Below are 22,601 nucleotides of genomic sequence, written 5' to 3'. Positions count from 1 at the left end.
CGTATGTCCTACAACACGGTGTCGAGCAGCGCGTCCAGCGACGCCTGATCCATTGTCACGTTCACGAGGTCCGACGGCGTCATGCTCTGATGATGGGCGTCCGTGCCCTGCGCGACGCAGTGGTCGACCACGCCTTCGAGCGCGGCTTGCAACGCCTCTGCCAGCGGACGCAGGGTCGCGAACTGCGCCCGGCTGTAGCCGATGCGAAACTCCAGCACGCCGTCGAAGACCTGTCCGTTGATCGTGATCCAGTTGCCGAGCGGTGCATCGGGGCTGCGGCTGTCCCCCGATGGTTCGTTCGCACGCTCGAACAGCGCGCCCTGGTCCCGGGTGTTACCCTGATCGAACTGCCCCAGATAGTTGAACGTGATGCGGGGCAGCGTGCGGGCGGCCAATGCATGGCGAACGGCGTCAGGGCCGTCATGGCGCAGCAGGCCATAGCCGAGGCCTTGCGATGGCACGGCGCGCAGCGCCTCCTTGGCCTGGCGAATGCCGTCGCCGATGTCCGTGCCGACGGGCAGCACAAGCGGATAGATCGACGTGAACCAGCCAACGGTTCGCGACAAATCGACGTCCTCGAACAGCGACTCGCGTCCATGGCCTTCGAGCACGATGCCGATGCGCGAGTGGCCGGTCCACTGACCCGTGGCCGACGCGACCGCGGCAAGCAGGAGGTCGTTGATCCGCGTGCGATAGGCGGCGTGCGCGTCCTGTAGCAACTGCGCGGTGCGGTGGGGGTCGATCCGCACGGTCTCGTGCGCGGCATCGCGGGCGAGCGCGGGGACGTCGTGGTCGGGGACGGGTTGCGGGGCATCGGGCTGGCCGAGCCAGAATGCCGATTCGTCGGCCATCGTGGTGGATTGCGCGTGGTGCCGCAGCCTGCGGGACCACGCCTGATATGACGATGTTCGCGCGGGCAACGCTGCCTCGTCGCGGTACGCTTGCTGGAGGTCTTCCAGCAGGATGCGCCACGACACCCCATCGACCACGAGGTGGTGAATCGCAATGAGCAACCGTTGCGAGCCATCGGGCAACGTGAACAATGCCACGCGCAGCAGCGGGCCGTGTTCGAGGTTCAGTTCGTGTTGCGCGCGCGTGCAAGCGTCGGTCAGCGCGTCCTCGGTCACCGCATCGTGCGTCACGGTCGTGATCGCGGTGTCCGCATAGTGCTGCGTCCAGTCGCCGTCTCGCTCGGCAAACCGTAACCGCAACGCGTCGTGATGCGCGACGAGCCGATCGACCGCGGTTTGCAACCGTGCCACGTCGAGCGCTTGCGTCGGCCGCAGCAACACCGCCTGATTCCAGTGATGCCGGGAAGGAATCGGCGCTTCGAAGAACTCGCGCTGCACGGGTAGCAGCGGCACCTCGCCTGTGGGCATCGCCTCCCCGGCGCTCTGCGCGGACGTCACCACCTGTGCCAACGCCCGCACGGTCTGATGCAGAAACAGATCCTTCGGCGTAAAGCGCAGTCCTGCCTGCCGCGCGCGGCTGACCGCCTGAATCGAGAGGATCGAATCCCCACCGAGCTCGAAGAAGTTGTCGGTGACGCCCACACGCTCGACGCCGAGCACGTCCTGCCAGATCCGCACAAGCGCGGCTTCGATGTCGGTGGCAGCGGTCACATGCTCGGTCGCCTCGAAGACCGGTGCGGGCAGCGCGCGCCGGTCGAGCTTGCCGTTCGACGTAACGGGCAACCGGTCGAGCGCGACGATCTGCGCCGGGACCATATAGGCAGGCAGCGTGTCCTCGAGCAGGCGCCGCAACACCAGCGGGTCAGCCGCGCCAGAGACATACGCGACCAGTTGCGCGCCGATCGCGGTCTCCGCTGCGAGGACGGCGGCCTCCGCCACACCCGCACAGGCCCGTAGCCGAGCCTCGATCTCGCCCGGCTCGATCCGATACCCGCGAATCTTGACCTGATGATCGCGCCGCGAAACGTACTCGACATTGCCATCGGGCGCCTGCCTTACCAGATCGCCGGTACGGTACATGCGTGCACCGGCCACAAACGGATCGGGCAGGAACCGTTCAGCCGTCAGCGCGGGCCGATGGGCATACCCGCGTGCAAGCCCGAAGCCACCGATATACAGCTCGCCGATGGCGCCATACGGGACTGGGTTCAGATCGGCATCGAGCACATATGCATGCCGGGATCCCACCGGCCGGCCGATTGGCGCATAGGCCGCCGTGAATGGCGTGTCGGGATGGGCCACCCATGCCAGCGGCGACACCACGGCCTCGGTCGGTCCGTATCCATTGATGAGGGTCTTGACGCGGAATGCGCGACGAACATTGTTGAAGCTCTCACGCGAGATAGCCTCGCCGCCCATCGATAGCAACCGCAGCGTTGGGGGCTCGTCGGCGCTGGCCTGCGCGGCTTCGGCCAGGCGGGCCAGGTAGGCGGGCGGGAAGCCGCCGTTCGTGATGCGATGCGCGGCAAAGGCTTCGATGGTCCGCTCGGCGCTCCACAGTTCGTCATCGCGCAGCACGACCTCCGCGCCGGCAACGAGCGGCGCGAGCCAGCGCTCGTGCGCGCCATCGAAGCTGAAGGCAAGTAAGTGCAACTCGCGCTCGCCGGGGGCCATGCCGTATTGCTCGGCGGTCGCGTGGCAATGCATGGCGAGCGGGCCGTGCTCGACGGCGACGGCCTTGGGGGTGCCGGTCGAACCAGAGGTGTAGATCAGATAGGCTAGCTGGCCCGGCAGCACGGTGGGCAATGCTGCGTCGCTGTCGCCGACGCTCTCCATTTCCAGCACGGGCAGGGCAGTCTGCACACGCCCACGCAGCCGCTGCGAGGACAACAGTAGCTGCACGCGCGCGCCGTCGATCATCTCGGCAATACGGGCCGCTGGCAATTCCGGATCGATCGGCACATAGGCCGCCCCGGCCTTGAGCACGGCCAGCAGCCGGATGATCATGGCGGGGGTACGGTCGATGACGACACCGACTACTGGCTCGCCGCCCGCAAGGCGGTCGACCAGCGCGCGGGCGAGTCGGTCGGCCTCGCGGTCCAGTTGCGCGTAGGTCAGCGCAATCTCCCCGCATCGCACAGCAATCCCATCCGGCTGCACCGCCGCCTGCCAGGCAATCGCCGTATGTACCGGCACGGCATCGCGGAACCGAGGATCCTCATCCCGAGCCTCGGCATGCTCGAGCACGATGTCGGCCACCAATCCATCGGGCGCCCCCATCATCTGCCGCAACACCGCCACATAATGCCCCTGCAACCGCTCCACCGTCGCATGTTCGAACAGATCGCTCGCGTAGCCGAACACACCCTCGAGCCCGTCCTCATCCTCCTGTGTATCGAGCGCGAGATCCACCTTGGCCGCGCTGGCCGTGCGTGCCACGCGCTCTAGCGTGAGGCCCGGCAACTGCCGCAATGCCCGCAGATCCCGCCGCTGGTGGTTGAGCATGACCTGAAACAACGGGTTATGCGACAGGCTCCGCTCGGGCTGCAATGCCTCGACCAGTTGCTCGAACGGTAATTCCTGATGCGCCTGCGCCTGCTGCACGGACTCGCGTGCCTCGCCCAGCAAGCGCAACACACTACGCGAGCCATCGACGAGACCGCGCAACACCTGCGTGTTGACAAAGAACCCGACCGTACGAGCGGTCTCGGCACGATTGCGATTGGCGACTGGCACGCCGACGCGAATGTCCTGCTGCCCCGTATAGCGATAGAGCAGAATCTGGAACGCCGCGAGCAACACCGTGAACGTCGTGGTATCGGCCAGACGGGCCAGCTCGCCAAGCTGACGCACATCATCACGCCCAAGCGAGAACGAGACAAAGCCCCCGCGATGCGAAGGCACCGCAGGCCGAGCCCGATCGGCAGGGAGCTCGAGCACGACGGGGTCCGGACCCAGTGTCGCGTGCCAGTACGCGAGCTGCCGCTCCCGCTCCCCGGCCTCGAGCCAGTTCCGCTGCCACGCCGCATAGTCCGCATACTGCGCGTCCGGCAACGGCAGCGCCAAAGGCCGTCCTTGCGTGTGCGCGGTATAGAGCGCGGCAAACTCGTCGATGACCACGCCCATCGACCATCCGTCCGAGACGATATGGTGCATGGTCACGAGCAGCACGTGGTCATCGTCGGCCAGACGTAGCAGACGCACGCGCATCAGCGGCCCATGCTCGAGATCGAACGGTGCCTGGGCCTCCGCATCCACATGCGCGGTCAAGGAACCTTCCGTGACATCCACAACCGGAATCGTCACGGGCAGCACAGCATGGATCCGCTGCACCGCGACCCCGTCGCATTCATGAAACGTCGTCCGCAAACTCTCATGCCGTGCCACGAGCGCATCGAAGCTCGCCTGCAGCGCAACAAGATCGAGCCGACCCCGTAACCGCACCGCCCGCGGAATGTTGTAAAGCCCGGCGCCCCGGTCCATCTGCCACAAGAACCACAACCGCTGCTGCGCATACGACAACGCACTCTCCGCCTGCCCACGCGGCGGAATCGGCAGGCTGCCGAAGTCGAGCCCCCGCTGCCGCAGTTCGTAAAGAAAGCGTTCCTGCGCCGCCGGCGGCAGGCCGGCAAAACGTTGGGCAAGCCGCATCTTGTCAAGGCTCATGCCTGCGTCTCCAGATCATCCATCCAGTCTTCCATGTCCTGCCACGCCTCGGCATTGCCCGCGGCATCCGCGCTGCCGCCACCACGCGCGGCACGTTCGGCTTCGATATGCGCGGCCATCTCTGCAAGGTTCGCGGCGTCGAAATAGACCTTGAGCGGCAACGTCAGATCGAGCGCCACACCAAGCCGCCCGGCCAGGCGCGTAATCAGCAGCGAGTGCCCCCCGAGCGCAAAGAAGTTGTCGTGCACACCCACGCGCGGCACGTCGAGCAGCTCCTGCCAGAGCGTGGCCAGCATCGCCTCGGTGTCCGTGCGCGGCGCGACGTAGGACTCGGCATCGAATACCGGATCGGGCAGCGCGCGGCGGTCGAGCTTGCCATTGGCCGTGACGGGCACGCGATCGATCGCCACAATCTGCGCCGGCACCATGTAGTCGGGCAGCTGCGCCCTGGCCAGCGCCTTGAGCGTGTGGATATCGGTGCCGTCCAGCACGCACCACGCCACAAGTCGCTCCCCGCGCACGAGCACGACCGCATCGCGCACGCCTGGCTGCGCGCGCAGCCGCTCGGCCACTTCGCCGGGTTCGATGCGATAGCCGCGCACCTTCACCTGCTCGTCGGCACGCCCGAGGTAATGCAGCCGGCCTTCGCCATCGACATGCACGCGGTCGCCAGTGCGATACATGCGCTGACCGTCTGCGAACGGATCGGGCACAAAGCGCTCGGCCGTCATGCCGGGCTGCGCAAGATACCCGCGCGCGAGTTGCGCGCCGCGCAGGTAGAGATCGCCCGCAATGCCCGCCGGCAGCGGGTTCAGGTCGCTGTCCAGCACATGCGCGGTCATGCCAGGCAGCGGCCTGCCCAGCGGCAGGCCCCCTTGTTCGTCGGCGTGGCTCGCATGCGTCAGCACGCCAACCGTCGCCTCCGTCGGACCGTAATGGTTGAACAGGGCCATGTCGGGACGCAGCGCGCGGATCTGCGCGACGAGGTCCACCGGCGTGGGTTCGCCACCGACGATCAGCGCCGTATGCGGCAGGGCGTCAGCGGGTGTTGCCGCCTGCAACAGCGCCCGCAGATGACTGGGCACGATCTTGAGCACGCCCACGCGATGCGCGGCCATATACTCGGCAAAGCGATCGGGCGAGAAGCCACGCTCGCGCGACATCAGATGCAGCGTCCGGCCGCTGTAGAGCGCGCCGAACAACACGGTATGCCCAAGATCGGCCGCGGTGGTGGAGATCATGGCCATGCTGGCGTGCGCCGGCAACGCGAGCCGTGTCAGCACGCCATCGAGATACTGGCCGAGCGCACGGTGACTGACCAGCACACCTTTGGGCGTACCCGTGGAACCCGAGGTGAAAATGACATACGCGCCCTGGTCCGGATGCATCCGCACGTCCGGTGCCCGCGCGCACGGGGGCACCCGCGCGGGGTCGAGCGTGCCGACATCGGACAGCGTACCGATCGTCGCCCGCGCGTTGGCGGCATCGGCCAGTTGCCGCAGCCGGCCCTCGGGCTGCGACGCGTCGAGCGGAAGGCATACGGCGCCCGCCTTGAGAATGCCGAGCCAGCCGGCCACGAATGCGGGAGATCGCTCGAGGCAGAGCGCGACGACATCTTCGGTGCCGATGCCCTTGGCATGCAGGGCATGCGCAATGCCATTCGCTTGCGCATCGATCTCGGCCCGCGTCATGGCCTCCGCTTCGTACCGCACCGCGATTGCTTGCGGGTCGGCCTCGACATGCCGCGCCCATGCATCGAGCAGCAGCGTCGGCGTGCCCGGATCGCCGCCATCGATCGATGTCCCTGCCGTGCCGATCCCAAGCGTGCCGACATGGGCGTCGGGTGCGGCGGCCAGTTGCCCCAGCACCGCAACGAAGTGTTGCTGCAACTGGGCAATGCGGTCGGCCGAGAAGAGCCCGGTCGCATAGCTGAACGCAATGTCGAGCGTCTGGTTGCCCGCCACGACGAGCGTCAGCGGATAGTTCGTCGTGGCGGCATGGCGGATCTCGCCAATGTGCAGGCCGTGCTGCTCGCGCTCGCGCAGCGCGGCGTCGATCGGGTAGTTCTCGAACACGAGGATCGAATCGAACAGCGGCTGCCCGCCCTGATTGGCCCAGCGCTGGATCTCGTACAGGGGCACGTGTTCGTGCTCGCGCAGGGACAGGTTCTCCTGCTGCAATGCCTGCAACCACGCATCGATGCGCTGGTCGGGCGAAGGTGCCTGAATCACGGGCAATGTGTTAATAAACAGCCCGAGCATCGCATCGGCGCCGGGCAACGTCGCCGGGCGGCCCGCCACGGTGGCGCCGAATGCGACCGCACGCTGGCCCGTATAGCGTTGCAGCACGACGATCCATGCGGCCTGCAGCAACGTGTTCAAGGTCACGCGCTGCTGCTGTGCCGCGCGTTGCAGCGGCTGGGCATCGATGCGCACACGCTGCACGGCATGGCCCGTCATTGGCTCGGCCAGCGCGGGCAGCGCCTGCGCGAGCAGCGTGGGCGTCTCGAGCGCGGGCAGCCGTTGCTGCCAGAACGCCTCGCTGGCCGACGCATCCTGCGCCTGCAACCACGCGATATGGTCGCGATAGCGCGTGGCAACCGTCTCCACGGGCTGGCAGTGATACCGCTGCAGAACCTCGCCGATCAGCCGCGCGGTGCTCCAGCCATCGAGCAGCAGATGGTGGCTGGTCCAGATCATGCGGTGCCGTGACGCGCCCTGCGCGACCAGCCGCACGCGCATCAGCGGCGCCGTGTCGAGCGAGAACGGCCGCGTGCGATCCTGCAAGGCCAGTTCATCGGCATCGCCGGTCGCATCGATCCGCACAGGCGACGGCACATCACGGCGCACGACCTGCAAGGGCTCGCCATCGATATGGACAAATGCGGTACGCAGGATATCGTGCGCGGCAATCGTGTCGTTCCAGGCGCGGCGCATGCGCTCGGCGTCGAGTCCCGCCAGATCCACCGACATCTGGTTGATATACATGGCCGTGTCCGGCGCATAGAGCGCATGGAACAGCATCCCCTGCTGCATCGGCGCAAGCGGATAGATGTCCGCGATCTCCGCGCCCGGCAGTCGGTCGAGTTGAACCTGATCGAGCCCAGACAGCGGCACGTCCGATGGCGTGAGCGCGCCGGCCGGCATCGCGACACAATGCGCGACGACGGCTTCGAGCGCGCGCTGCAGCAGCGGCGCCAATGCCGAGTGGCCGGGCTCGGCAAACGCAAGATCGAACACGAGCGCGCCGTCGCGCACCATGCCATTGATGACGATGGCATTGCCAAGCCGGGCATCGGCACCGCGCGTCTCGCCCGCGGATTCCGCGGCGCGCGAGAACAGCGCGTTGGGTTGGCTGCCCTGCTCGAACTGCCCCAGGTAGTTGAACGTGATCGACGGTGGCGTCATGTCGCGCAGGCCGTCGCGTAGCAGGCCGAAGCCGATGCCATGCTGCGGCACGGCGCGCAGGGTTTCCTTGACGCGCTTGATATGCGTGCCGAGGTCGGCGTCGATGGGCAGCGCGACGGGGAACGTGCTCGTGAACCAGCCGATGGTGCGGGAGAGATCGATGTCGTCGAACAGCGCTTCCCGGCCGTGGCCTTCCAGAAGCACAGCGACGGTTTCGAAGCCTTGCCACTGGCCGACCGCGCGTGCGATGGCGGCCAACAGCAGATCGTTGATCTGCGTCCGGTAGGCGGCGTGCGCGTCGGTCAGCAACGCGCGGGTGGTCGCGGCGGGCAGCGATACCGTTGCTACCGTGGCGTTGCGCGCGGGCACGTCTTTCCGCGCGTTCAGCGTTGGACCCTGCTGGGTTCGCCAGAATGGCAGCTCGTGCGCGAGCGACGCGGCATGCTGTTGCAGTTTGCGCGCCCACGCTTGATACGACGATGTGCGCGCGGGCAGGGCTGCGTCATCGCGGTAGGCTTGCTGGAGGTCTTCCAGCAGGATGCGCCACGATACCCCATCGACCACGAGGTGGTGAATCGCAATGAGCAACCGTTGCGAGCCATCGGGCAGCGTGAACAATGCCACGCGCAGCAGCGGCCCGTGCTCGAGGTTCAGTCCCTGTTGCGCGCGCGTGCAGGCATCGGTCAGCGTGTCCTCTGTGATGGCATCGTGCGTCACGGTCGTGATTGCCGTGTCCGCGTAGTGCTGCGTCCAGTCGCCGTCACGCTCGGCGAACCGCAACCGCAACGCGTCATGATGCGCGACGAGCCGATCGACCGCGATCTGCAACCGTGCGACGTCGAGCGCTTGCGTCGGCCGCAGCAACACCGCCTGATTCCAGTGATGCCGGGAAGGAATCGGCGCTTCGAAGAACTCGCGCTGCACGGGTAGCAGCGGCACCTCGCCCGTGGGCATCGCTTCCCCGGCGCTCTGCGCGGACGTCACCACCTGTGCCAACGCCCGTACCGTCTGATGCAGGAACAGATCCTTCGGCGTAAAGCGCAGTCCCGCCTGCCGGGCCCGGCTCACGGCCTGAATCGAGAGGATCGAGTCCCCACCGAGCTCGAAGAAGTTGTCGGTGACGCCCACACGCTCGACGCCGAGCACGTCCTGCCAGATCCGCACAAGCGCGGCTTCGATGTCGGTGGCAGCGGCCACATGCTCGGTCGCCTCGAAGACCGGTGCGGGCAGCGCACGCCGGTCGAGCTTGCCGTTCGAGGTGACGGGCAACCGGTCGAGCGCGACGATCTGCGCCGGGACCATATAGGCGGGCAGCGTGTCCTCGAGCAGGCGCCGCAACACCAGCGGGTCAGCCGCGCCAGAGACATACGCGACCAGTTGCGCGCCGGTCGCGGTCTCCACTGCGAGTACGGCGGCCTCCGCCACACCCGCGCAGGCCCGAAGCCGCGCCTCGATCTCGCCCGGCTCGATACGATACCCGCGAATCTTGACCTGATGATCGCGCCGCGAGACGTACTCGACATTGCCATCGGGCGCCTGCCGCACGAGATCGCCGGTCCGGTACATGCGTGCACCGGCTGCAAACGGATCGGGCAGGAACCGTTCTGCGGTCAGCGCCGGCCGATGGGCATACCCGCGTGCAAGGCCGAAGCCACCGATATAGAGCTCGCCGATGGCGCCATACGGGACTGGGTTCAGATCGGCATCGAGCACGTACGCATGCCGCGAGCCCACGGGCCGGCCGATTGGCGCATAAGCTTGCCTGCAGTGCGCCTGCGCGTCCGTCACCCATGCCAGCGGCGTGACGACCGCTTCGGTCGGCCCATAGCCATTGATCAGCGTCTTCGCGCGGAAGGTATCCCGCACATGCGCAAAACTCTCGCGCGAGATGGCCTCGCCGCCGAAGGACAGCAGGCGCAATGCCGGGGCATTGCCACGGGCAGCCTCGACCAGGCGCATCAGATAGGCGGGCGGGAATCCGGCGTTGGTAATGCGGTAACGCGTGAATGCGTCCAGCGTTCGTTCCGCATCCCAGAGCTCGTCATCGCGCAGCACGACTTCGGCGCCGGCAACGAGGGGTGCGAGCCAGCGCTCGTGTGCGCCATCGAAGCTGAAGGCAAGGAAGTGCAACTCGCGCTCGCCGGGGGCCATGCCGTATTGCTCGGCGGTCGCGTGGCAATGCATGGCGAGCGGGCCGTGCTCGACGGCGACGGCCTTGGGCGCGCCGGTGGAACCCGAGGTGTAGATCAGGTAGGCGAGCTGGCCCGGCAGCACAGTGGGCAATGCTGCGTCGCTGTCGCCGACGCTCTCCATTTCCAGCACGGGCAGGGCAGTCTGCACGCGCCCACGCAGCCGCTGCGAGGAAAGCAGTAGCTGCACGCGCGCGCCGTCGGTCATCTCGGCAATACGGGCCGCCGGCAATTCCGGATCGATCGGCACATAGGCCGCCCCGGCCTTGAGCACGGCCAGCAGCCGGATGATCATGGCGGGGGTACGGTCGATGACGACCCCGACGACGGGCTCGCCACGCGTCTCGGGCGTCGTGCTCGCCCGGCCGGCGACCGGATCGTCGCCAGTCCCGCGCGTCGCGAGCGCGCGGCCGATGACCACGCCGTCCTCGGGCCCGCCACGAGCCGCGCGCGTCGCGAGCGCGCGGTCGATGGCCACGCCGTCCTCGAGCTCGTCACGAGCCGCGCGCGTCGCGGGCGCTACGCCGGGTCTAGTCTTGCCGCCCGTAAGGCGCGAGACCAACGTGCGGGCGAGCCGCTCGGCTTGGCCATCGAGCTCCCGATAGCTCAGCGTATCCACGCCGCATCGCACAGCAATCCCATCCGGCTGCACCACCGCCTGCCGGGCGATGGCCATATGCACAGGCATGGCCTCCCGGAACCGAGGATCCTCATCCCGAGCGTCGGCATGCTCGAGCACGATGTCGGCCACCAATCCATCGGGCGTTGCCATCATCTGCCGCAACACCGCCACATAATGCCCCTGCAACCGCTCCACCGTCGCATGCTCGAACAGATCGCTCGCGTAGCCGAACACACCCTCGATCCCGTCCTCATCCTCCTGTGTATCGAGCGCCAGATCCACCTTGGCCGCACTCGCCGTCCGCGCCACGCGCTCTAGCGTGAGGCCCGGCAACTGCCGCAATGCCCGCAGATCCCGTCGCTGGTGGTTGAGCATCACCTGAAACAGCGGGTTATGCGACAGGCTCCGCTCGGGCTGCAATGCCTCGACCAGTTGCTCGAACGGGAGCTCCTGATGCGCCTGCGCCTGCTGCACGGATTCACGTGCCTCGCCCAGCAAGCGCAACACACTACGCGAGCCATCGACGAGACCGCGCAACACCTGCGTGTTGACAAAGAACCCGACCGTCCGAGCGGTCTCGGCACGATTGCGATTGGCGACCGGCACGCCGACGCGAATATCCTGCTGCCCCGTATAGCGATAGAGCAGAATCTGGAACGCCGCGAGCAACACCGTGAACGTCGTGGTATCGGCCAGACGGGCCAGCTCGCCAAGCTGACGCACATCATCACGCCCAAGCGAGAACGAGACAAAGCCCCCGCGATGCGAAGGCACCGCAGGCCGAGCCCGATCGGCAGGGAGCTCGAGCACGACGGGGTCCGGACCCAGTGTCGCGTGCCAGTACGCGAGCTGCCGCTCCCGCTCCCCGGCCTCGAGCCAGTTCCGCTGCCACGCCGCATAGTCCGCATACTGCGCGTCCGGCAACGGCAGCGCCAAAGGCCGTCCTTGCGTGTGCGCGGTATAGAGCGCGGCAAACTCGTCGATGACCACGCCCATCGACCATCCGTCCGAGACGATATGGTGCATGGTCACGAGCAGCACGTGGTCGTCGTCGGCCAGACGTAGCAGCCGCACGCGCATCAGCGGCCCATGCTCGAGATCGAACGGTGCCTGGGCCTCCGCATCCACATGCGCGGTCAAGGAACCTTCCGTGACATCCACAACCGGAATCGTCACGGGCAGCACAGCATGGATCCGCTGCACCGCGACCCCGTCGGATTCATGAAACGTCGTCCGCAAACTCTCATGCCGTGCCACGAGCGCATCGAAGCTCGCCTGCAGCGCAACAAGATCGAGCCGACCTCGTAACCGCAACATCCCCGCCAGATGATAGGCACTCCCCAAAGGATCCAGCTTCCACAGAAACCACATCCGCTGCTGCGCGGCCGAAAGCGGTAGCGCCTGCGCATCCGCCGCCGTCCCACGCCAGTCCGCGGTAATCGGCAAAATCGAGAAATCGATGCCCTGCGCGCGCAGCCGTTCGAGCAGCACGCCCCGCTTGTCCCGCGGCAGCGCGACATAACGCCGGACGAGGTCACGGCCTTGTTGTGGATCGATCATCAATCAGGAAGCCTCCAAATCTGCCATCAGGTCGTCCAGCGCGGCAAGCTGCCGCGCGGTCTCTTGGCGTGCATCGGGACGCGCATCGATCCACGCGCCCAGCTGCGCGACCGTGGGATGTGCCATCGCGTCGCGCAGGCTCAGCGTGAGCCCCATCTCGCGATGTAGCCGCGAGACCAGCTGCGTCAGCAACAGCGAGTGCCCGCCAAGCTCGAAGAAGTTGTCGTGGATGCCGACGCGCTCGACGCCGAGCAGCGATTGCCAGATGCCAGCCAGCGCCTGTTCGCGTTCCGTGCGCGGTGCCACGTGGTCATGGCTCGCGAACACCGGCGCCGGCAGCGCGTGGCGATCGAGCTTGCCGTTGACCGTGACGGGCCACTGCGCCATGCCGACGATCTGCGCGGGCACCATATAGGGCGGGAGCGCGGCCGCGAGCATCGCGCGCAGGCTGTCCGTATCGGGCGTCGTGTCGCCGTCGCCCGCCACATAGGCAACGAGCTGAGATCCCTGCGGTGTCGGCACCGCCAGCACCGCCGCCGCATACACACCCGCCGCCGCACGCAGACGCGCCTCGATCTCGCCCGGCTCGATGCGATACCCGCGAATCTTGATCTGATGGTCGCGGCGCGACACATATTCGATGGCGCCATCGGGACCCTGGCGTACGAGATCGCCGGTGCGATACATGCGCGCGCCGGGCACGAACGGATCTGGCAGGAACAACTCGGCGGTGAGCCCCGGGCGCTGCGCATAGCCGCGCGCAAGGCCATAGCCCCCGATATAGAGCTCGCCAATCACCCCCTGCGGCACCCGATGCAGATCCGCGTCCAGCAGATACACATGGCGCGAGCCGACGGGCCGGCCGATCGGCGCGTAGGCGGGCGTGCAGGGCGTATCGGCGTCGGCCACCCACGCGAGCGGCGTGACCACGGCTTCGGTCGGACCGTAGCCATTGATCAGCGTGCGCGGGCGGAACGTCTTGCGTACGCGCGCAAAGCTCTCGCGCGAAATCGCCTCCCCGCCGAACGACAGCAGTCGCAGCGGCGGCGCATCCGGATCGGCCGCCTCGGTCAGCCGCATCAGATAGGCCGGCGGGAACCCCGCATTGGTAATGCCGTGGAGCGTAAAGGCGGCGAGCGTCCGTTCCGCGCTCCACAGTTCGTCGTCGCGCAGCACGACCTCCGCGCCGGCCACGAGCGGCACGATCCAGCGCTCGTGGGCACCGTCGAAGCTGAACGACAGGAAGTGCAGCTCGCGCTCGCCCGGCGCCATGCCGTATTGCTCGGCCGTTGCGTGGCAATGCATGGCCAACGGTCCGTGCTCGACGGCCACGGCCTTGGCCTTGCCGGTGGAGCCCGAGGTGTAGATCAGATAAGCCAGCTGCTGGCGCGAGACCTCGGGCAGCGACCCGGGGGAAGGCACAAGACACTCGGCGTCCTCCATGTCGAGCCATGGCACCTTCGCATCGAGGCGCGGACGCAGCGCCCGCGAGCCAAGCAGCAGCTGCACGCGGGCGCCGTCGATCATTTCGTCGATCCGTGCCTGCGGGAGTTCGGGATCGATCGGCAGATACGCGGCACCGGCCCTGAGCACGGCCAGCAGCCGCACGATCATGCCGGGCGTGCGATCGATCACGACGCCGATCACGGGTTCGTGCGCGGTCACCCGCGAGCGCAGTGCCAGCGCCAGCGCGCCCGATGCGGCATCGAGCCCGGCATAGGTCAGCGTCTGCTCGCCACAGCGCACGGCCACGGCGTCGGGCTGGCTGGCAGCCCGCATTGCGATGGCGACATGCACGGGCGGGGCGTCGCGAAAGCGATCGTCTTCGTCGGTGACGGCGTCCGGCTGTTCGAGCACCAGATCCGCGATGCGCTGGTCCGGCTGCGCGGCGATCCGCTCCAGCGTCGCGACGAAGTGCCGCTGCAACTGCGCGATGCGATCCGCCTCGAACAGCTCGGTCGCATAGTTGAACATCACGTCCAGCGTCTGGTTGCCCGTAATGACCAGCGTCAACGGATAGTTGGTCGTCGAGGCATGATCGACGTCGCCAATGCGCAGACCGTGCTGCTCCCGCTCGCGCAGCGCGGCGTCGATCGGGTAGTTCTCGAACACGAGGATCGAGTCGAACAGCGGCTGGCCACCCTGATGGGCCCAGCGCTGGATCTCGTACAGCGGCACGTGTTCGTGCTCGCGCAGCGAGAGGTTCTCCTGCTGCAAGGCCTGCAACCACGCGTCGATGCGCTGGTCGGGGGCCGGTGCCTGGATCACAGGCAGTGTGTTGATAAACAGCCCGAGCATCGTGTCGGCGCCGGACAACGTCGCCGGGCGGCCCGCCACGGTGGCGCCGAACGCGACCGCACGCTGGCCAGTATAGCGTTGCAGCACGACGATCCATGCGGACTGCAGCAGCGTGTTGAGCGTGACGCGCTGCTGCTGCGCGGCACGTTGCAGGGAGATGGCATCGATGCGCACACGCTGCACGGCATGGCCCGTCATAGGCTCGGCCGGCGCGGGCAGCGCCTGCGCAAGCAGCGTCGGCGTCTCGAGCGCGGGCAGCCGCTGCTGCCAGAACGCCTCGCTGGCCGACGCATCCTGCGCCTGCAACCAAGCGATATGGTCGCGATAGCGCGTAGCGACGGCCTCCACGGGCTGGCCGTGATACCGCTGCAGAACCTCGCCAATCAGCCGCGCCGTGCTCCAGCCATCGAGCAGCAGATGGTGGCTGGTCCAAATCATGCGGTGCCGCGACGCGCCCTGCGCGACCAGCCGCACGCGCATCAGCGGCGCCGTGTCGAGCGAGAACGGACGCGCGCGATCGTGCAGCGCCAGCGCTTCCACATCGCCGTGCGATTCGATCAGAACCGGTGACGGCACGCTGTGCATCACGGCCTGCAGCGGCTTGCCATCGACATGCAGGAAGGCCGTGCGCAGGATATCGTGCGCGGCAATCGTGTCGTTCCAGGCACGACGCATGCGGTCGGCATCGAGCCCCTCCAGATCCACCGCGATCTGGTTCACATACATCCCCGCATCGGGCGTGTAGAGGGCATGGAACAACATCCCCTGCTGCATCGACGTCAGCGGATAGATATCGGCGATGGCCGCGCCGGCGAGCGGATCGAGTTGAGCCTGCGTCAGACCGGACAGCGGTACGTCAGACGGCGTCAGCGCGCCGGCGGGTGCCTGCAGGCAATGCGCGACAATGTCTTCGAGCGCCCCGCGCAGCCGCCCGGCAAACGGCGTGAACGCAGGGTCCGCCAGCGTCAGCGTGAACGCCAGCTCGCCATCGCGGACCATGCCGTCGATGACGATCGCATTGCCGACCGGTGCATCGGGATCTCGGCTATCGCCGGCCGGTTCCTGCGCGTGGGCAAACATGCCGCCGTCACGCGCATCGAACTGCCCAAGATAGTTGAAGGTAATCGACGGCCGCGCCACGTCGTGCAATGCGTCGCGCAGCAGGCCAAAACCGATGCCGTTCCGCGGCACCGCACGCACGGCTTCCTTGACGCGCTTGATATGCACGCCGAGGTCGTCGTCGATGGGCAGCGCGACCGGGAACAGGCTTGTGAACCAGCCGACCGTGCGCGAGAGATCGATATCGTCGAACAGCGCTTCCCGGCCATGCCCTTCGAGCAGGACCGCGGCCGTATCGAATCCCTGCCATTGCCCGACCGCGCGTGCCACCGCGGCGAGCAGCAGGTCGTTGATCTGCGTCCGGTAGGCGCCATGCGCATCGGTCAGCAACGCACGCGTGGCCGCGGCGGGCAGCGATACCGTTGCCACGGTCGCGTCGCGCAGTCGCACATCGCGGGGCGCGGCAACGGCGGGCCCCTGCTGGGTGCGCCAGAATGAGAGCTCGTGTGCGAGCGAAGCGGCCTGGTGCTGCAACTTGCGGGACCATGTCTGGTACGACGAGGTGCGCGCGGGCAGGGCTGCGTCATCGCGGTAGGCTTGCTGGAGGTCTTCCAGCAGAATGCGCCACGACACGCCATCCACCACGAGGTGGTGAATCGCAATGAGCAACCGTTGCGAGCCATCGGGCAACGTGAACAAAGCCACGCGTAACAGCGGGCCGTGCTCCAGATCGAGGCCCCGTTGCGCGCGCGTGCAAGCGTCGGTCAGCGCGTCCTCGGTCACCGCGTCGTGCGTCACGGTCGTGATCGCTGTGTCCGCATACTGCTGGGTCCAGACCCCATCGCGCCCGGCAAACCGCAACCGCAACGCGTCATGATGCGCAACAAGCCGATCCACCGCCGTCTGGAGACGTACGACGTCGAGCGATTGCATTGGCCGCAATAGCACCGCCTGGTTCCAGTGATGCCGCGCGGGAACGTGCGTCTCGAAGAACGCGCGCTGCACCGGCAGTAGCGGCACCTCGCCGCCCGGCGCATCGGACTTCACGGGGGCGGACTGCACGCGGGTGACCACCGCGGCAAGCGCGCGTACCGTCTGATGCAGGAACAGATCCTTGGGCGTGAACCGTAGCCCCACACGCCGTGCACGACTGACGGCCTGGATCGACAGGATCGAATCGCCACCGAGTTCGAAGAAATTATCCGTCACGCCGACGCGTTCGATGCCAAGCACGTCCTGCCAGATCCGCGCGAGCGCCATCTCGGTCTCGTTCGCGGCTTCCGCATGTCCGGCGGCTTCGAACACGGGCGCCGGCAGCGCGCGGCGATCGAGCTTTCCATTCGACGTCACGGGCAGGCGATCCATCGCCACGACCTGCGCCGGCACCATATAGGCGGGCAGCCGCGCCGCGGCAATGCGCAGTACGTCGGTGCTCTCCATCGACGGTGCCAGCACGGCGTACGCGATCAGCCGCTCGTCGTGCACGATGACGGCGGCATCCATCACGCCTTCCATTGTCCGCAGCATCCGCGCCACCTCGGCGGGCTCGACGCGATAGCCCCGGATCTTGACCTGCTCGTCGGCGCGCCCAAGATAATGCAGCCGGCCATGCCGGCGCCGCACGCGATCGCCGGTGCGGTACATGCGCGCGCCGTGCACGTACGGATCGGGCAGAAAGCGTTCCGCGGTCTGCGCGGGCGCATCGCGATAACCGCGCGCGAGCTGCAAGCCGCCAATGTAGAGCTCGCCCGCGATGCCTTCGGGTAACGGCGACAGACCGGCGTCGAGCACATACGCACGCACGCCGGGCAGCGGCTCGCCGAGCGGCAGGATCGTTTCATCGTCGCCCAGCGCATGGGTCAGCACGCCAACCGTGGTCTCCGTCGGTCCATAGTGATTGAAGATGCGGCAACCCGGCCGCAGCGCCCGCACCTGCGCGATGAGCTCGGCCGGCGCGGCCTCGCCGCCGAGGATCAGTGCCGCATGCGGCAGCACGTCGGCGCCACGCTCGGCATGCAACAGGGCACGCAGATGGCTCGGCACGATCTTGAGCGCGCCGACGCGGTAGCGGGCCATGTATTCGGCAAAGCGGTCGCCGTCCGTCGCGCGCGACGGGGCGATCAGATGCAAGCAGTGCCCGGCATATAGCGCGCCGAAAAGTACGGTGTGGCCGAGATCGGCCCCGGGCGTCGATACCATCGCCATGCTGGTGCCGGCGGGCAGCGACAGACGCGACAGTACGCCAGCGACATAGTGTGCGAGCGCCTGCCGGCTGACGATCACGCCCTTTGGCGTGCCCGTGGAGCCCGAGGTAAAGATCTGGTATGCGCCCTGCTGCGGCAACACCGGTACGCCCGTGAAGCGTTCGCTTGGGGACACGGTCGCGATATCGAGGCCATCGACGCCGAGGTCCGCGTTGCCGATGACGACGCGCGCGTTGGCGGCATCGACGAGTTGCCGGCGGCGTTCCACCGGTTGCGCAATATCGAGCGGCAGCGCCACGGCACCGGCCTTGAGCGTGCCGATCAGCGCCACGACGAATGGCACCGACCGTTCGAGGTCGATGGCGACCACATCCTCGCGGCCGATGCCGCGTGCCTGCAAGGCGAGCGCCACGCCATTGGCCAGCGCATCGGCCTCGGCGCGGGTCAGCGTTCGCGTGTCGTCGCACAGCGCGACCGCCTGCGCATCGCGATGGAGCGCGGCGCTCCACGCGGCCATCACGTCCATGGGGGCGTCCGGCAGCGGCCCCGCAACCAGCGCGGGGGTATCGTCGCCGAGCGGCAGCAGCGCGATGGCCGTCTCGGGCGCCGCCGCCACGTGCGCAAGCACGGACAGATAGTGCCGCATCATGCGTTCGACGGTCGCGCGGTCGAACAGATCGGTGGCAAAGGCAAGACGTCCCGCCAGTGCATCGCTGCCATCGATGATATCCAGCGCGAGATCGAAACGCGTCACGTCGCCTTCGATCTGCATGGCCAGCAACGTGTCGCCCGCCAGTGTGGCCGGTGCCGCGACGGGAAGCCCCAGGTTGAACTTGACCTGGAACAGGGGATTGTGGGCAAGCGTGCGGTCGGGCTGCAGCGCGTCCACGACCTCTTCGAACGGCAACGCGAGGTAAGGCTGCACCGCGCGGACTGCGCCGCTCACCTGCCGCAGCAGCGCTTCGAACGGTTGCGCGCCCTCTACCGTGGCGCGAATCGTCTGCGTGCTGATGAAGTACCCGACCGCGCGCTCGGCCGCGACGCTGTCGCGCAGTGCAAACGGCACGCCGACGCGAATATCGCGTTGGCCGGCGTAGCGATGTAGCAGCGCGTGCCAGGCGGCCAGCAGCACCGTGAACAGCGTCGTCTGCTGCCGGGCCGCCATCTGCCGCAGCCCGGAGGCGAGCGTGGCGTCGATCGAGAAGTCCAGTGCGTCGCCGTGTCCGCTCGGTTGCGCCGGGCGCGGGCGGTCCGTTGGCAGTTCGAGTACCACGGGATCCTTGCCCAGCGTGCGCGTCCAGTAGTCGATGGCATCGGTCCGGCACGCGGCAAGCGCGCGTGCATGGCCGGCGGCGATCTCGGTATGTTGCGTCGCGGGCGGCAGCGCGCCGCGTCGCTCGTACAGCGCGCAGAACTCGTCGACCATCACGTTCATCGACCATCCGTCCACGAACAGATGGTGGACGCAGAGGGCAACCCACTCCGTGCCTTCCACGACGACACGCAGCACACGAAACGCGGCCTGCGCGGTCAGCGCAAAGGGCTGCTCGCTCCAGCGCCTCACGGCCTGCTCGGCTTCGGCGCGGGTCGCGCAATGCCGGACGTCGATCGGGACGGACGACGCGGGCAGCACGCGCTGCAACGGCTGCGAGCTGCGCTCGACGACGATCCGCGTGCGCAAGGCCACATGGCGTTCGGCGAGCGTATCGATGGCGGTCTGCAGGGCCGCGGTGTCGAAGGGGCCCGAGCGCTGCATGACGCCGCACACGTTGTAGGCGCCGCTTTCGGGGGCCAGGCACCAGAGCACCCATAGTCCGCGTTGGATCGGGGAGAGCGCTGCGTCGGCGTCCGCGCCGCCCACGACGCCCACGTCGGACCGCAGACTATCGGCCGCCGCCTCCATCGCATCGATCGCCCCGGCGCAAGCCGCGAGCGTGGGGTGCGCAAACAGCAGTGCCAGCGAGAAACCCGCGTGCAGCCGCTCCCGCACGCGCGCCACGATCTGCGCGGCCTGCACGGAATTGCCACCCAGTGCAAAGAGACTGTCATCGGCGCCGGGCCGCATGCCGAGCACTTCCCGCCAGATATCGGCAAGCCTGGCCTCCGTCGCCGTGAGGTCTCGCGTTTCGCCAGCGGGAGTGAGGAAGGCCGCGTCACCCTCGAACACCGCCCAGGTATCGAGGTCCCCGGCCCGCCATGCGGGCACGCATCGCGAACGCTGGAGCTTGCCGCTGGTCGTGCGCGGCAGTTCGCCGGGCTGAAGCAGCAGCACCAGTGCCGGCGGCTCGCCGCAGTCCTCGGCGACCACCGCACGGATGGCCTGGGCAATCGCCGCTGCCGAGGCGGCATCGTCGCCGCCGCGCATGGCAGTGCGCGCCACTTCCGCCGCAATGCCGATCGACTCGATGCCGTTGTACACATATGGAAACGCCGCGACGCGCCCGCGCCGCACGGCATCGACCGCACCCTCCACGGTCATCTCGACATCCTGCGGGTACACGTTGACGCCGCGCACGATGATCAGATCCTTGCGGCGCCCCGCGACATAGAGCCGGCCGTCGGCGCGGAAGCCCAGGTCGCCGCTGCGTAGCGCACCATCGGCGAAGAACGCCTCGGCGGTGGCATCGGGCCGCTGCCAGTAACCGCGCATGACGCTTGGGCCCTGAATGCAGATTTCGCCGACAGTGCCGTCGGGCAGAGACTGTCCGGTCGTCACGTCGCGGATGTCGACGAGATGGCGGGACGGCGCGAAGCCGCTGGCGACGAGCGCGCTCGCGTCCGCATCGGCGCCCGGCTGCGCGCGGCCCTGCGCCAGTGCGTCCGCATCGAATCGCGCGATATGCGCGCCCGAACCCGCGCGCGATCCCGTGACCAGCAGTGTCGCCTCCGCCATGCCATAGCACGGATACAGCGCGCCAGCCGCAAAACCGGAAGCAGCAAACCGCTCGGCGAACCGCGTCATCGTCTCGGCGCGAATCGGCTCGGCACCGCAGAACGCCAGACGCCAGCAGGACAGGTCCAGCGCGTCGCCGGGCGTCCGGCGAATGCGGTCGACGCACAGGCGGTACGCGAAATCGGGACCGCCGCTGATGGTCGCGCGAAAGCGCGAGATCGCGTCGAGCCAGCGGCGCGGATGGCGCAGGAAGTCACCGGGCGACATCAGCACGAGCCGCGTGCCCGTGTAGAGCGGGTGCATAAGGCCGCCGATCAGGCCCATGTCGTGATACAGCGGCAGCCAGCTCAGCATGACATCGTCGGCGCGCGTGCCGAACGATTCCGCAATCGCGGCCTCGTTGGCCATGATGTTCGCGTGCGAGACCATCACGCCCTTGGGCGTGGCGGTGGAGCCCGATGTGTACTGCAGGAAAGCGATGTCGTCGGCATGGATGGCGTCGAGCGCGTCGGGCAGCGTCGCCGCGACATCGGCGCTGCACGCCACGTCGAGCATGGCAAGCCGCGCGGATTGGCCAGCCCAGGCGTTGGCAAATTCGCCCTCGGTCACCGCCACCCGCGCATCGCAGTCGGCGAGTATGGCGTCGAGCCGCGCCAGATGCTGCGGGCGCAACGACTCGGGCGGAAACGCGGGCACCGCGATCATGCGCGCGAGCAGGCAGCCGAAGAATGCGCTGACGTAGTGGATGCCGGTGTCGAGCACGAGCATCACGCGGTCGCCCGGCTGTGCCATGCCCGCCAGGACGCGCGCGTGGCCTGCGGCGCGTTGCATCAGTTCGCGATAGCTGTAGTCGATGCCATCGGGGTTCGCGTCGTCCACGATCGTGAGCGCGGGCGCGTCGGGGCGCGTCGTCGCCAGATCCAGCAAATGATGAAGCAGCGTCTCGCGCGTCTTGCCAGCCATTGCAGCTCTTCCAGTGAATGCGTCATCTGGTAGACGAGGGAGGGCGGTTTGAATTTAGGCGGGATGCGTGTCTGTCGTGTTGGCGCGCGATTTGGCGCAGGTCAGCGGGCAGACGCCGCAATAGTCTTCGTCGGGCAGCCGGTAGTTGAGGCAGCAGACGCGGCGCACGCGGCGCGCATGGCCGTCGCCGCCATCGGCCACGGCAATCGGAGGCAGGTGCCGATAGGCCGGGCCGAGCGCGCCCGCGTTGGCCAGCCAGTGCGCAAGCGCCTCGCGCCGCGCAGGGTCCACGGCCGGGTGGCCACAGAGCACCTGTCCCACGGTCTGCACGAACTCGGCGGCATGGCTCCACAGCACGCGCGGCGACGCGCGCAGCGGCGCCATCGCCTGAAAGAGCGGGGCAAGGTTGTGACGGACCAGCAGGTCGATGGCTACCACAAAGTCATGGCCGACGACCGTACGCGCGTGCCCAATATGGATACGTTCTGCCCGATAGTCGCGCGCAAGCGACACCTCGATGTCGTCGAGCGCCACCGGCAATGCGCGTTCCAGCACCACCGCGGCGACGAGCACGGGCGGCACGATGGCGAGGCAGTAGCGACGCGTCCACCACGATGCCAGCGCCGGCATATCGGTGGCGCCAAGCACCTTGCCGTAGCCGCGCACGAGTTCGGCAATGCCGTCGATTTCCGCGAGACGCGCGCCAGGCGTGGCTTTCGGCGGCGCTGGCAATGCCGTCAGCCCCTCGCCATAGGCGCGGAGCGGGCCGGGAAAGAACGGTGCGAGTTCTGGCAGCAAGCAAATCTCCGGACGATTGGCGCGGCGCGCC

General features: G+C 67.9%; 4 protein-coding genes. All 4 read right to left on the bottom strand.

All coding sequences use genetic code 11. From position 1 onward, the window contains the following. Positions 1–8: 8 nt before the first annotated feature. From FOB72_RS24305 to fhuF, 4 genes are read right to left on the bottom strand one after another with little or no spacing between them, the layout of a single operon-like run. Positions 9–4,577: a non-ribosomal peptide synthetase gene (locus tag FOB72_RS24305; RefSeq protein WP_150375219.1), complete on the bottom strand. Its 4,569-nt coding sequence runs from the start codon at positions 4,575–4,577 to the stop codon at positions 9–11. Then, positions 4,574–12,355 carry a non-ribosomal peptide synthetase gene (locus tag FOB72_RS24300; RefSeq protein WP_150375218.1) on the bottom strand — a complete coding sequence of 2,594 codons (7,782 nt, stop codon included), beginning with the start codon at positions 12,353–12,355 and terminating at the stop codon, positions 4,574–4,576. Before FOB72_RS24300 ends, FOB72_RS24305 begins: the two co-directional genes overlap by 4 nt. Before the next feature lie 3 nt (positions 12,356–12,358). Beyond that, positions 12,359–21,772 carry a non-ribosomal peptide synthetase gene (locus tag FOB72_RS24295; RefSeq protein ID WP_150375217.1) on the bottom strand — a complete coding sequence of 3,138 codons (9,414 nt, stop codon included), beginning with the start codon at positions 21,770–21,772 and terminating at the stop codon, positions 12,359–12,361. Positions 21,773–21,826: 54 nt separating this feature from the next. Next, positions 21,827–22,570 carry a siderophore-iron reductase FhuF gene (gene fhuF / locus FOB72_RS24290; protein WP_150375216.1) on the bottom strand — a complete coding sequence of 248 codons (744 nt, stop codon included), beginning with the start codon at positions 22,568–22,570 and terminating at the stop codon, positions 21,827–21,829. Positions 22,571–22,601 lie beyond the last annotated feature (31 nt).

The sequence above is a fragment of the Cupriavidus pauculus genome (assembly GCF_008693385.1).
Classification (GTDB): Bacteria; Pseudomonadota; Gammaproteobacteria; order Burkholderiales; family Burkholderiaceae; genus Cupriavidus; species Cupriavidus pauculus_D.
The sequence above is the reverse complement of the archived record's forward strand: the minus strand, read 5'-3'. Positions and strand labels throughout refer to the sequence as shown.